General features: G+C 70.9%; 12 protein-coding genes. 3 read left to right on the top strand and 9 right to left on the bottom strand.

What is annotated here, in order from left to right; translation table 11 throughout:
• Positions 1-65 precede the first annotated feature (65 nt).
• The 4 genes from ACIRQH_RS38450 to ACIRQH_RS38465 form a co-directional block, all read right to left on the bottom strand.
• Positions 66-1,115, bottom strand: a complete 1,050-nt coding sequence (locus ACIRQH_RS38450) for an aminotransferase class V-fold PLP-dependent enzyme (RefSeq protein ID WP_404230012.1) — start codon at positions 1,113-1,115, stop codon at positions 66-68.
• 97 nt (positions 1,116-1,212) lie between these two features.
• A complete protein-coding gene (locus ACIRQH_RS38455; protein WP_388877596.1) occupies positions 1,213-1,941 on the bottom strand; it encodes a DsbA family oxidoreductase in 729 nt (242 codons plus the stop codon).
• A 78-nt stretch (positions 1,942-2,019) separates the two neighbouring features.
• Positions 2,020-2,490, bottom strand: coding sequence for a GNAT family N-acetyltransferase (locus tag ACIRQH_RS38460; protein WP_358822602.1), 471 nt, complete (start codon positions 2,488-2,490; stop codon positions 2,020-2,022).
• Positions 2,491-2,519: 29 nt separating this feature from the next.
• Positions 2,520-2,690, bottom strand: coding sequence for a hypothetical protein (locus ACIRQH_RS38465; protein ID WP_388877592.1), 171 nt, complete (start codon positions 2,688-2,690; stop codon positions 2,520-2,522).
• A 179-nt stretch (positions 2,691-2,869) separates the two neighbouring features.
• On the opposite strand from ACIRQH_RS38465, the gene ACIRQH_RS38470 reads away from it, so the two are divergent.
• Complete coding sequence (locus tag ACIRQH_RS38470; RefSeq protein WP_404230015.1) at positions 2,870-3,211, top strand: hypothetical protein; 342 nt, start codon at positions 2,870-2,872, stop codon at positions 3,209-3,211.
• Positions 3,212-3,244: 33 nt separating this feature from the next.
• Here ACIRQH_RS38470 and ACIRQH_RS38475 read toward each other — a convergent pair whose 3' ends face one another.
• Positions 3,245-3,853, bottom strand: a complete 609-nt coding sequence (locus ACIRQH_RS38475; protein ID WP_388877587.1) for a DUF1349 domain-containing protein — start codon at positions 3,851-3,853, stop codon at positions 3,245-3,247.
• A 101-nt stretch (positions 3,854-3,954) separates the two neighbouring features.
• A complete protein-coding gene (locus ACIRQH_RS38480) occupies positions 3,955-5,484 on the bottom strand; it encodes an aldehyde dehydrogenase (NADP(+)) (RefSeq protein ID WP_404230018.1) in 1,530 nt (509 codons plus the stop codon).
• 132 nt (positions 5,485-5,616) lie between these two features.
• Between ACIRQH_RS38480 and ACIRQH_RS38485 the strand changes: the two genes are divergently transcribed.
• Together ACIRQH_RS38485 and ACIRQH_RS38490 are read left to right on the top strand one after the other, a co-directional pair.
• Positions 5,617-6,390, top strand: coding sequence for an IclR family transcriptional regulator (locus ACIRQH_RS38485; protein ID WP_081223720.1), 774 nt, complete (start codon positions 5,617-5,619; stop codon positions 6,388-6,390).
• A gap of 96 nt (positions 6,391-6,486) precedes the next feature.
• The gene (locus ACIRQH_RS38490) at positions 6,487-7,938 is read left to right on the top strand and encodes a peptidoglycan D,D-transpeptidase FtsI family protein (protein WP_388877582.1); all 1,452 of its coding nucleotides are present in this window, start codon (positions 6,487-6,489) and stop codon (positions 7,936-7,938) included.
• Between the two features lie 132 nt (positions 7,939-8,070).
• Here ACIRQH_RS38490 and ACIRQH_RS38495 read toward each other — a convergent pair whose 3' ends face one another.
• The 3 genes from ACIRQH_RS38495 to ACIRQH_RS38505 all read right to left on the bottom strand — a co-directional run bounded on the left by ACIRQH_RS38495 (position 8,071) and on the right by ACIRQH_RS38505 (position 12,034).
• Positions 8,071-9,522 (bottom strand): NCS2 family permease, encoded by a 1,452-nt coding sequence (locus tag ACIRQH_RS38495; protein WP_388934244.1) that lies wholly within the window; start codon positions 9,520-9,522, stop codon positions 8,071-8,073.
• A gap of 229 nt (positions 9,523-9,751) precedes the next feature.
• Positions 9,752-10,546: an HAD family acid phosphatase gene (locus tag ACIRQH_RS38500; protein WP_358822594.1), complete on the bottom strand. Its 795-nt coding sequence runs from the start codon at positions 10,544-10,546 to the stop codon at positions 9,752-9,754.
• Between the two features lie 159 nt (positions 10,547-10,705).
• Positions 10,706-12,034 (bottom strand): polysaccharide lyase family 1 protein, encoded by a 1,329-nt coding sequence (locus ACIRQH_RS38505; protein WP_404230022.1) that lies wholly within the window; start codon positions 12,032-12,034, stop codon positions 10,706-10,708.
• Between the last annotated feature and the right edge of the window lie 198 nt (positions 12,035-12,232).

Below are 12,232 nucleotides of genomic sequence, written 5' to 3' on the forward strand. Positions count from 1 at the left end.
CGGGGCCCCTCCTCCCGTACGTGATGCGTACGGGAGGAGGGGCCCCGGCCCTCGCCGCGTGCGGGTCAGCGGGGCAGGACGTCGAGGAGCCGGTCGACGTCGCCCGGAGTGTTGTACAGGTGGAACGCGGCCCGCAGGTTGCCCGCGCGGTCGGAGACCTCCACCCCGGCGCGGCTCAAATCGCCCTGGAGGCCGCCGAGTCCCGGCACGGAGACGATCGGGGAGTCCGGGGCGGGGACGGGTGTGTGTCCGCGCTCGCGCAGTCCGGTGCGGAACCGGTCGGCGAGCGCGAGGTCGTGGTCGTGGATCCGCTCCACGCCCAGTTCCTCGAGGAGTTCCAGCGAACGGCGGGCTCCGGCGTACGCGAAGAGGCCGGGACTCTCGTCGAACCGCCGTGCGGAGTGGGCCAGTTCCTCGACCGGGCCGTAGCAGCTGTCCCAGGGCGCCTCGCCCGCCACCCAGCCGGCGAACACGGGGGTGAGTCCGCCGAAGTCCTCCGGGACGACGAGGAAGGCGACGCCGCGCGGGCAGACCAGCCACTTGAAGGCGACGGAGGAGACGAAGTCGTAGGCGCCGGCGCGCAGCGGCAGCCATCCGGCGGCCTGGGAGGCGTCCACGTACGTCCGGGCGCCGTGTTCCCGCGCGGCCTCCCGGATCGCGTCCAGGTCGGCGGTCCGGCCGTCGGCGGACTGGGCGGCGCTGACGGCGACGAGCGCGGTGCCGGAGTGCACGGACTCGGCCATCCGCTCCAGCGGTACGGCGCGGACCTTGAGGTCACCGCGGACGTGGAAGGGGGTCACGACCGAGCTGAACTCGGCCTCGGCGGTGAGGACTTCGACGCCCGGCGGCAGCGAGGCCGCGATCAGTCCGCTGTATACCGCGACCGAGGCGCCCGCCGCGACCCGGCGCCCGGGCACTCCGACGAGCCGCGCGAACGACGCGCGGGCCGCCTCGACGTCGGCGAACATGTCGGCGGGCTGCCCCGCCGCCACGGAGTCCACGGCACTCCGCATCGCGGTCACCGTGCGGGCCGGCAGCAGACCGGTGCTCGCGGTGTTCAGATAGGTGTTCTTCGCGGCGAACTCGGCACGGACGAGGGTCTCGAAGGTCTCCATGGGGACCACTCTGGGCCCGGAGGATGTCCAGGTCCATTGCTGATTTCTGCGTGGTTCACCCAAGAAGCGCTTATGGATCGCCCCCGACCTGCGTCTTTCAGTTCTGGGGTACGGCGCAGCCGTCCGGGCCGCAGGCCTCGGCAGCGTCCTCGCCGCTCTTCCCGTCCTGGATGAGGGTGAGCTGCGGGCGCTCGCCCCAGGCCTGGGTCAGCGCCTGGGCGAAGACCTCGGCGGGCTGGGCGCCGGACACGCCGTAGGTGCGGTCGAGGACGAAGAAGGGGACGCCGTTCGCGCCCAGCTCGGCGGCCTCGCGCTCGTCGGCGCGGACCTCGGCGGCGTAGGCGGACGGGTCGGCGAGGACGCGGCGGGCGTCGTCCGCGTCCAGCCCGGCGGCGACGGCCAGTTCGACGAGCCGCTCGTCGTCGCCGAAGACGGTCCGCTCCTCGGCGAAGTTGGCCTGGTAGAACAGGCCGATCAGCTCGTCCTGGCGGCCCTTCTCCTTGGCGAGGTGCAGCAGGCGGTGCATGTCGAAGGTGTTGCCGTGGTCGCGGTCCCGGGTGCGGTAGTCCAGGCCCTCGGCGGCGGCCTGCGTGCCGAGGTTCTCCTCGCCGGCCTGGGCCTGCGCCTCGCTCATGCCGTACTTCTTGGTCAGCATGGTGAGCACGGGCTGGATGTCGCCCTTGGCACGGCCGGGGTCCAGCTCGAACGAGCGGTGCACGACCTCGACCTCGTCACGGTGCGGAAAGGCGTCGAGCGCCTTCTCGAAGCGGGCCTTCCCGACGTAGCACCACGGGCAGGCGATGTCGGACCAGATCTCGACGCGCATTCTTCGGCTCTCTCCAGGTCGTGCGGATACGGGACACCCTCCCGGGCCGTCGATGTGTGAACGTTCAATCGGCGGGCTTCATTCCCCGACCGCGTACCGCAGAGACAGGTGGCGATCGGCCTCGGCGGGCGGCCGCTCCGGGTCCGGGCTCCAGCCGAGGCGGGTGTAGAAGGCCCGGGCGCGCCGGTTGTCGCCCCGCACGTCGAGCGTCGCCGTACGCTTCCCGTCCGCCTGCCACTCCTCCACGCAGGCCGCGTGCAGCGCGGAGCCGAGGCCGGCCCGCCACCGGTCCGGTTCGACGTGGAACTGGAAGAGCCTGACGGTGTCGGAGGGTGCGCCCTCGGCCGTGCGGAACGCAGCGATGCCGACGATCCGGCTGTCCAGCACGAGACACAGGACATGTCCCTGGGGCCGCTCGATCGCGCCCCGCCAGGCCTCCGGCCAGTCCGTGCCGTCCTCCGGCACGCCCTCGGGGTGGTACGTCGCCCGGGCCCGAGCGTGCAACCCGGCGACGACGGCCGCCTCTGCGGGCAGCACGGTCCTGATCATCCGTCGCGCGCGGTTCACACGGTCCTCGATCACACAGCCGAGGACGTCCGGGCGGACGACGCGGTTCCGCGGCGGTCGAACCGGACGCGGAACGGGCTGGGGGTGAGGCCGGTGCGGCGGACCAGCTGGCCGCGCAGCGAGTCGGCGGTGCCGAGTCCGCAGGCCCGGGCCACCTGGTCCTGGCGGGGAATCCTCTTCATCAACGTGCCGCTGGGGGTCGTGGCTCTCGCGCTGCCGGTCCGGACGCCGCGCACACGGCCCCGGCCTGCGCCACTCGACCCGCCGGGCCGGCTGACGGCGGTGCCGGCGCTCACCGCCCCGACCTTCGCGGTCATCGAGGGCGGCGCGACAGGGCTGACGGCTGCCGCTCCTGCTGTTCGTGGACGCGTCGACGCCGACCGTCCTGGTCGCGCTGCTGCTGGTTTCGATGGCCCCGGGCCGCGCCCTGACCGTTCCGCCGCTGACCACGGCGATGATGGACGCGGTGTCCGCCGACCGGGCAGGTCTCGCGGCGGCCGTCCTCAACTCGGCCCGCCGGGTGGCGGGCGGACTCGCCATCGCCGTGTTCGGTTTCCTCGTCTCGGACGGTTTCGAGACGGGCCTGCGGGTGGGCCTGGTCCTCGGTTCGGCCCTGCTCGCCCTCACGGCGACGGCTGCCCCGGGCCTCCGGACGCGCCGCCGCGTGGAAGGAGACCAGCCGCCGCCGAGGACCGTCCCGTGACGGACGGCGCCGCACCCGGTACGCGGGCGGCCCTCAGCTGCCGTCCCGCAGGTCGCGGGGCCAGGTCGGCCGGAACTCGATGTCGTCGTACGTGACCACGCAGCCCTCCCCCATCGGGGACTGCGTCATGAAGCCCACCAGTGCCGCCCCGGTCTCCTTCTCGTCGGCCAGGGTGAAGAGGCGGATGAACGTCCAGCGCTTGCCGTCGCGCGAGGCGTGGAAGGCGAAGGCGCGGCCCGTGCGGCTCACCCGGAGCCACACGGAACTGCCGTCCACCGTGAAGGAGTTGGCGTCGTCGGAGTGGCCGCGGGTGACGACCGTGCAGACGGTGGCCACGTCCGGGGAGTACTCCAGGCACAGCTTCGCCCAGGCCCGCTCGCCGACATGGACGTAGAGCACGCCGGCGTCGAACGAGGCCCCGAAGCCGACCGTCACGCGGGCGATGAGCTGGAAGTCGCCCTCCGGGGAGCCGAGCAGCCGGGGTGCGTCGGACGCCGGGTCGAGCCCTTCACCGGTGGGCGGAACGAAGCGGTCCTGCCGCGGGCCGGCCCAGCCGGTGAGCACGTCGTCCTCGTACGACCAGTGGCCGTCGGGGCCGTACGTGCGCAGGGGAAAGGGCAGTTCGGGGAGTGAGACGTCCATGGTGCGAGTCTCTCAGGTGGGCCGCGGCGCCGGGGAAGGGGCGGCGGGTACGGGCCGGGCACAGGCGCGGGGACGGGCGTGCACCCGTCCCCGCGTGGTTCTCAGCGCTCCAGGTGTCCGTCGTAACGCCGGGGAAGGCCCAGCGGGTTGTCGTCGCGCAGCTCGGGCGGCAGCAGCGCCTCGGGCACGCCCTGGTAGGCCACCGGCCGCATCCACCGCTCGATGGCGGTACCGCCGACGGACGTGGACGTCGAGGTCGTCGCGGGGTAGGGACCACCGTGGTGCTGGGCGGGGGCGACGGCGACGCCGGTCGGCCAGCCGTTGACCAGCACCCGGCCCGCGAGCGGCGTCAGCTCGGCGAGGATCTCGGCGCCGCGGCCCTCACCCGCGGCCTCCTCGGCGGAGAGCTGCACCGTGGCCGTGAGGTTGCCGGGCAGCCGGGCCAGGACGGCACCCGCCTCGGTCGCGTCGGTGTAGCGCGCCACGACCGTGAGCGGCCCGAAGCACTCCTCCAGGAGCAGGTCGTGCTCGCCCTCCGCCGTGAGCCGCTCGGCGGGCACGGTCAGGAAGCCGGGGCTCACCGTGTGCTCGCCGCCGGCACCCGGCGTCACGGGCGACTCCACGTCCGGCAGCGCGGCCCGCTCGGCGACCCCGGCGATGAAGTTGTCGCGCATCCGATGGTCCAGCAGGACGCCGGAGTCGGTGTCGCTCACCGCGTCGGTCAGGGACTTCAGGAACCGGTCGCCCGCCGCGCCGGCCGGTGCGAGCACCAGGCCCGGCTTCACGCAGAACTGGCCGACGCCGAGGGTCATCGAGCCGGCGAGGCCCGCGCCGATCTCCTCGGCTCGCTCGGCGGCCGCGGCCTCGGTGACCACGACGGGGTTGAGGGAGCCCAGCTCGCCGTGGAACGGGATCGGCACCGGACGCTGTGCCGCCGCGTCGAAGAGGGCCCGGCCGCCCCGGACCGAACCGGTGAACCCGGCTGCCGCGATCAGCGGGTGCCGGACCAGTTCGACGCCCGCCTCGAAGCCGTGGACGAGGCCGACGGCCCCGGCGGGGATGTCGTGCCGGGCGGCGGCCCGGCGCAGCACGGAGGCGACCAGTTCCGACAGGCCGGGGTGGTCGGGGTGCGCCTTGACGACGACGGGGCAGCCCGCGGCCAGCGCGCTCGCGGTGTCGCCGCCCGCGACGGAGAAGGCGAAGGGGAAGTTGGAGGCCGAGTACACGGCCACGACGCCCAGGGACACCTTGTAGCGGCGCAGGTCCGGGATCGGCGGGGTCGCCGTGGCGTCGGGGTGGTCGATGACGACGTCGAGGAAGGCGCCCTCGTCGACGATCCCGGCGAAGGCGCGCAACTGGTAGCAGGTGCGGGCGAGTTCGCCGTTCAGCCGGACGGGGCCGAGCGCGGACTCCGCGTCGGCGACCTCGACGAGGTGCTCCTTGGAGCCTTCGAGCAGGTCGGCGGCGGTGCGCAGGAACGCGGCGCGGACGGTGCGGTCGGCGAGGGTGGGGCGCGCGGCGTGTGCGGCACGGACGGCCTCGTCCACCTCCTGGGCTGTGGCTTCCACCGCAACCTGTTCCCGCTGCTTCCCGGTACGGGGGTCGACACTCCAGACTGGTGCTGCTGCCACCGCGGGTCCCTCCAGATGTGATGCCGCATTTCTTGTGTCACTCACCAGGGGCGTTCGATATGCTGAACGCTGTCTCTGATGGTGAATATGCTGTTGGAGACTATTTCCCGTCCAACGAAGGGGTCAAGGGCGATGTCGGCAGGCGAGACAGGCGGCGGGGCACAGGTCAAGTCCGCGGTACGGACCGTGGAATTGCTCGAGTACTTCGCCGGCCGCCCCGGAATGCACTCCCTCGCCGCGGTCCAGGAGGCCGTCGGCTACCCCAAGTCCAGCCTGTACATGTTGCTGCGCACGCTCGTCGAACTCGGCTGGGTCGAGACGGACGCGACGGGCACGCGGTACGGCATCGGCGTACGGGCCCTGCTGGTCGGCACCTCGTACATCGACGGCGACGAGGTGGTCGCCGCGGCACGCCCCACCCTCGACCGGCTCTCCGACGACACCACGGAGACCATCCACCTCGCGCGCCTGGACGGCACGAACGTCGTCTACCTCGCCACCCGCCAGTCGCAGCACTACCTGCGCCCCTTCACCCGGGTCGGCCGCAGGCTCCCCGCCCACTCCACCTCGCTCGGCAAGGCGCTGCTGGCCACGCACACCGACGAGCAGGTCCGCAAGATGCTGCCCGAGACGCTGCCCGCGCTGACCGAGCACACGATCACGGACCGGGAGAAGCTCATCGAGGAGCTGCGCCAGGTGCGCGAGCAGGGCTTCGCCGTGGACCGCGAGGAGAACACGCTGGGCCTGCGCTGCTTCGGCGTGGCGATCCCGTACCGCACGCCGGCCCGTGACGCGATCAGCTGTTCGGTGCCGGTGGCACGGCTCACACCCGCGCACGAGCAGATGGTCAAGGACGCGCTGTTCGACGCCCGTGACCGGCTCACCCTGGCCACGCGCCGGCTCTGACGGCTCCCCGCGCGGGTGCCCGTTCGATGAAGGGCACATGAGAAGTGAGTGCGGACGGGAACGAATCAGGCCCTTCCGCTCGTCTTTCTGTGCGGCATGAACAAGACGATCAGGCGTGCCGCCGTCTTCACACTGCTGCTCGTCCTCTCACTGCTGGTGAGGGCGACCTGGGTGCAGTTCTACGACGGCAAGGCACTGGCGGACGGCAAGGACAACCGACGGAACGCGATCTCTCTGTACGCGAACCCGCTCGGGAACATCATCGTGGCCGGCGACGCGATCACCGGTTCCGCGCAGACGAAAGGCAGCGACCTCAAGTACAAGCGGACGTACAAGGACGGCAGCCTGTACGCGGCGGTCACCGGCTACAGCTCGCAGGTGTACGGGGCGACCCAGCTGGAGGGCATCTACCAGGACCTCCTGGACGGCTCGGACATCCAGCTGAAGAACCCCCTGGACAGTCTGACCAACAAGCGCGCCGACCCCGGTGACGTGGTCACGACGATCGACCCCGCGGTACAGAAGGCCGGGTTCGAGGCGCTCGGGGACAAGAAGGGCGCGGCCGTCGCGATCGACCCGAAGACGGGCAGGATCCTCGGCGTCGTCTCCACCCCGTCGTACGACCCGACGTCGATCAGCGCGGGCAACGGCAGCGTCTGGGAGAAGCTCACCAAGGACCCCGACAAGCCGCTGGTCAACCGCGCGCTGCGGCAGCCGTTGCCGCCGGGTTCGACGTTCAAGCTGGTCGTGGCGTCCGCCGCGCTGGAGAGCGGTCTGTACGACGACGTGGACGCGAAGACGGACAGCCCGAATCCGTACACCCTGCCGAACACGCACACCCCCCTGAGGAACGAGAGCGCGTCCGCCCCGTGCGAGAACGCCTCGATCCGGGTCGCCCTCCAGTACTCCTGCAACAACGTCTTCGGCAAGATGGCCGTCGACCTCGGGCAGGACAAGGTGAAGGCGATGGCGGAGAAGTTCGGGTTCAACGACACGGAGCAGGACGTGCCGGTGCGGGCGTACACCAGCGTGTACCCCTCGGACATGGACAAGTCGTCCACGGCGCTGACCGGCATCGGCCAGTACGACGTCACCGCGACCCCGCTCCAGATGGCGATGGTGTCCGCCGCCATCGCCAACGACGGCAAGCTCGTCTCGCCGCACATGGTGTCGCAGACCAGTGACGCCGACGGCGACGTGCTGAAGAACTACGACGACGACACGCAGAGCAAGCGGATCGTCACCTCGGACACCGCCCAACAGCTCCGGTCGGCGATGCAGACGGTCATCGAGCAGGGCACGGGCACGAACGCCCGGATCCCCGGCGTGACCGTGGGCGGCAAGACGGGTACGGCCCAGCACGGCGAGAAGAACAGCAAGACGCCGTACGCCTGGTTCACGTCGTACGGCACGTCCGACTCCACCGGCAAGGAGGTCGCCGTCGCGGTGATGGTCGAGCAGTCCGACGCGGCCCGCTCCGAGGTCAGCGGCAACGGTCTGGCGGCCCCGGTCGCCAAGGCGATGATGCAGGCGGCCCTGAAGAACTGAGCCGGCGGCCACAGCGGCGCGCGACAGGTCCGTACGGCGAACGGCCCCGCACCTCCTCGGTGCGGGGCCGTCCCGTCGTCGGGGCGGCCTGTCGTCAGGGCGTCCCCGCGTGTGTCGTACCGCGCGCTGCGGTCACTTCACCCCGAGCAGCTGCTCGATCGGGTCGATCGCGAAGTAGACGAGGAACAGCGCGGAGGCCGCCCACAGCAGCCAGTGGACCTCCTTGGCCTTGCCGAGCACCGTCTTGATCAGCACGTACGCGAGGAAGCCCGCGCCGATGCCGTTGGTGATCGAGTACGTGAACGGCATCACGGCGATGGTCAGGAACGCGGGGATGGCGATCTCGTACTTGTCCCAGTCGATGTGCTTGACCTGGGTCATCATCAGGAAGCCGACGGCGACGAGCGCGGGCGCGGCGGCCTGGAGCGGGACGATCGTGAGGATCGGCGTCAGGAACAGCGCGAGCGCGAACATGCCACCGGTGATCAGGTTGGCGAAGCCGGTGCGCGCGCCCTCGCCGACGCCTGCCGCCGACTCGATGTACGACGTCGAGGAGGAGGCGGAGGCCGCGCCGCCGGCGACCGCGGCGGCGCCGTCGATGAGCAGCACCCGCCCGAGGTTGGGCACCTTGCCCTCCTCGTCGAGCAGACCGGCCTCGGCGCTGATGCCGACGACCGTGCCCATCGTGTCGAAGAAGTCGGACAGGATGAGGGTGAAGACCAGCAGGACGACGGTGATCGCGCTGGTCTCGCCGAACGCGCCGAACAGGCTGAAGTGGCCGAGCAGTCCGAAGTCCGGTGAGGCCACGATGTCGTCGGGCACCTTCGGGGTGGTCAGGCCCCAGCTCTTGACGTCGGCCGCGGCGTTGATGACGACGGCGACGACCGTCATGGTGACGATGCTGATCAGGATCGCGCCCTTGACCTTGCGCGCGAGCAGTCCGATGGTCAGCAGGACGCCGAGGCAGAAGACGAGAATCGGCCACCCGGCGAGCGCGCCGGTGCCGCCGAGCTGGACCGGCACCGTGGTGTTCGCGGCGTCCGGGATGCGGGTGGCGAAGCCGGCGTCCACGAAGCCGATGAAGGCGATGAACAGGCCGATGCCGACGCTGATCGCCTGTTTCATCGCCTGGGGTATCGCGTGCATGACGGCCTCGCGCAGACCGGTCACGACCAGGACGCAAATGAGCAGGCCCTCCAGGACGATCAGGCCCATCGCGTCGTCCCAGCTCATCAGCGGGGCGATCTGGAAGGCGACGACCGCGTTGAGGCCGAGGCCAGCGGCGAGCGCGAGCGGGAGGTTGCCGCCGACGCCCATGATGATGGTCATGACCGCGGCCACCAGGGCGGTGGCGGTGGTGAGTTGGACGGCGTCGAGCTGGTGACCGAACTTGTCCTTGGCGCTGCCGAGGATGATCGGGTTCAGGACGAGGATGTAGGCCATCGTGAAGAACGTGGCGAATCCGCCGCGTATCTCCCGGCCGAGGGTGGAGCCCCTCGCGGATATCTTGAAGAACCCGTCGATCCCGTCTGCCGCCGGTGGTGCGGCACTTGGCCGGTCGTCGACCTTCTGCGCTTCGGACATGACCATACTCCTCGGTACCTGCGTGCCTGGTGTGCGGATGCTGGCTGGATTGTTCCCTTCATCAACCACTCTCAGGTTTTCGCTGTGTTACGGAACCCGGGAAACAACCACATGTTCGTTTTCGACGTCCTTCACGGTGTGGACCTGCCGGCCTGAGCCCCCCTCGCGGCCGGCAGCACAACGCCCCCGCCGGTGACGACCGGCGGGGGCGTTCCTGAGCGGCGGTGGATCAGCTCACGAAGTACGTCGGGTTCGGGAGCTTGTACGTCTTGTCGGCGTAGCCGCCGTCGAGGTCCGAGTACTGGTCGCCGAAGTTGCCGACGATGTCGTAGCCGAGGTCCTCGATGTGCTTGCGGGTGCCGGCCTTGTACTGCACGGTCGTGCAGTTCCAGGCGGTGGCGGTGGCGCAACCGCTCAGATAGGCGGGCGGGTTGGCGGCGTCCTTGAGGAACATGTGGGCGGAGTCGAGGTTGACGTCGACGCCGACCTTCTTCAGGTTCTCGACCGCGGAGGCGCGCTGCGACTCCTTCAGGCCCGAGTTGTAGAACACCTCGACGCCCTTGGACTCGGCGTACTCGACGAGTTCGGGACTGCCGAAGACGGCGGGACGGTCCGCCTTCGCGACGTAGTCGGCCCAGGTCGTCGAGTTGTACGTGTAGTTGGTCTTCCTCTCGTAGTCGAAGGAGAGCAGCAGGGTGTCGTCGATGTCGAAGACGACGGCGGGCTTCTGACCCCGGTGGTGGGCCGTGTGGGCCGCCTTGTCGATGTCCCTCCTGGCAGCGGCGTCGATGCGCGCGAGGTCCTTGGCGTACTGGCTGCTCGGGGACGCCTGGTACACCCCGTCGCTGTCGAGCGCGGCACCGTAGTAGGTGTCGATGTCCTTGACCAGGACCCCGATGTTGTAGGGCTCGTGCGTCGAGTTGGCCGTCGACTGATGGGCGGTGGCGGCACCGGACCCGAACAGGGCGGCACCGGCGACGGCACAGGTGGCGGCGACGGCCGCGATACGCAGTGGCTTATGCATGGCAAGTTTCTACGCGCGTCACCCCCGTGGATGCGAGGCCCGTTGCCCGATCGATACACACTCCACAGGTGACGTACGTCGCGGTGGGTACGGGAGCCGCGCCGGCTTCCGCACCCACCGCGACGAACAGGCCACGGACAAAGGGGAGTTCGCTCGGGGTCAGTGGATTCCTCCGGCGCCCGCGCCGTGGTCGACGATGCCGGGAACGGCCTGCGGGCGATCGACCTTCGTCCGCAGGACGGGTGTCCAGCCCGCGCCGGACCGAAGGGTCTCGGCGGGGATCTCCGCGTTGTGCACGGCGATCAGATCGGTGCGTACGCCGTTGACGAAGTTGTCGGCGGCGGTCAGCGGCGCGTCCTTCCACTTCTTCAGGACGGTCCCGGTTCCGATGCCGTCCGCCAGGGTGAACGCGTTGTGCTCGGTGACGAGTTGGGACTCCATGCCGATGCCGTAGCTGTAGGCGTATCCGGCTTCCGCCACGAAGTGGTTGTTGTAGGAGTCGACCTGGCCGAAGCGCACCCGCGGCGCGCGCTCGACGAGACCGGTGAACAGGTTGTGGTGGAAGGTGACCTTCAAATGGCCCCGGTCCACGGCCGCGGTCGCCGCGCTGTCGCTGTTGCCGACCAGGATGGTCTTGTCGTGGTCCGCGAACACGTTCCAGGACGCGGTCACGTAGTCGGCGCCCTGGACGATGTCCAGCTCGCCGTCGTGCTGTTCGTAGATCCGGCCGAAGTACGTCGGCAGCGAGCTGTCCGGGTGGGCGCCGTCGGTGAACGTGTTGTGGTCGAGCCAGACGTGCGTGGCACCGTGGACGACGGCGCTGTCGTACTCGGAGTTCCAGTTCCCGGTGTCGCCGTCGGTCGGGTCCCACTGCGGGAAGCAGTCCAGGGGGCTCTCGAAGGAGAGGTTGCGGACGATGACGTTGTCGACGCCCTTGATCTGCAGGCTCACCCCCTTGAGCCCCGCGTCGCGCCCGACACCGACGATGGTGGTGTTCGCGGGGACGTTGGCCTTGATGGCGGTGTCCTGGCGGGCGGCCGAAGCGGCCCGCAGGTCCTCCTGCTCCCCGCTGACCACCTGGTCGTAGCCCCACACCGCCGGGTCGTAGTCGGCGAGGTACCGGGCGAAGTCGTAGCCCGGCGCGGCGAAGGTGTCGCAGCCGTCGGCGTTGGCGTCGATCGTGCCCCTCACCTTGATGATCTTCGACGCGCTGCCGCCCGCCGCGAGCGCGGCCTTGAACTGCGCCCACGTCGTGACCGTGCGGACCTGCGCCGGCGCGGCGGCCGAGCCGCCGGTGGTGCCGGCCCCCTGGGACGCCCACCCGTCCCGGGCGGCGAGCGCCTGCCGGGCGGGGTCGCGGGGCCGGGCCTGGGCGGTGGCGCCGGTGACGGCGCAGACGAGAGCGGTGCAGCCGATCAGTGCGGCGGTCCGCCGCAGGGCGGTCGTACGCCAATTTTTGCCATGTGCATGCCATGCATGGGTGTTCATGATGCGGCTCTCTCTTTCCTTCGGCTCGGTGGATTGGACGGGATGGGCGCAGGGCTGCGCCGTGGGGGACGCGGGAGGGGGGGGGGGGGGGGGGGCCCCCCCCCCCCCCGCCCCCCGGGGGGGGGGCCCCCCCCGCGGCCGCCGGGGCTGGCGGGGGTGGCCCCCCGGCCCCCAGAGGCCGGCCCTCCACGAGGCGGG

Source organism: Streptomyces sp. NPDC102279, assembly GCF_044766365.1.
In the GTDB taxonomy this organism is placed as follows: Bacteria; Actinomycetota; Actinomycetes; order Streptomycetales; family Streptomycetaceae; genus Streptomyces.

Excerpts from the sequence above, each read along its gene's own strand:
- ACIRQH_RS38455 (WP_388877596.1), bottom strand. The coding sequence starts at position 1,941 with ATGCGCGTCGAGATCTGGTCCGACATCGCCTGCCCGTGGTGCTACGTC.
- ACIRQH_RS38490 (WP_388877582.1), top strand. The coding sequence starts at position 6,487 with ATGAACAAGACGATCAGGCGTGCCGCCGTCTTCACACTGCTGCTCGTC.
- ACIRQH_RS38465 (WP_388877592.1), bottom strand. The coding sequence starts at position 2,690 with ATGAAGAGGATTCCCCGCCAGGACCAGGTGGCCCGGGCCTGCGGACTC.
- ACIRQH_RS38450 (WP_404230012.1), bottom strand. The coding sequence starts at position 1,115 with ATGGAGACCTTCGAGACCCTCGTCCGTGCCGAGTTCGCCGCGAAGAAC.
- ACIRQH_RS38460 (WP_358822602.1), bottom strand. The coding sequence starts at position 2,490 with ATGATCAGGACCGTGCTGCCCGCAGAGGCGGCCGTCGTCGCCGGGTTG.
- ACIRQH_RS38495 (WP_388934244.1), bottom strand. The coding sequence starts at position 9,522 with ATGTCCGAAGCGCAGAAGGTCGACGACCGGCCAAGTGCCGCACCACCG.
- ACIRQH_RS38475 (WP_388877587.1), bottom strand. The coding sequence starts at position 3,853 with ATGGACGTCTCACTCCCCGAACTGCCCTTTCCCCTGCGCACGTACGGC.
- ACIRQH_RS38505 (WP_404230022.1), bottom strand. The coding sequence starts at position 12,034 with ATGAACACCCATGCATGGCATGCACATGGCAAAAATTGGCGTACGACC.
- ACIRQH_RS38485 (WP_081223720.1), top strand. The coding sequence starts at position 5,617 with ATGTCGGCAGGCGAGACAGGCGGCGGGGCACAGGTCAAGTCCGCGGTA.
- ACIRQH_RS38500 (WP_358822594.1), bottom strand. The coding sequence starts at position 10,546 with ATGCATAAGCCACTGCGTATCGCGGCCGTCGCCGCCACCTGTGCCGTC.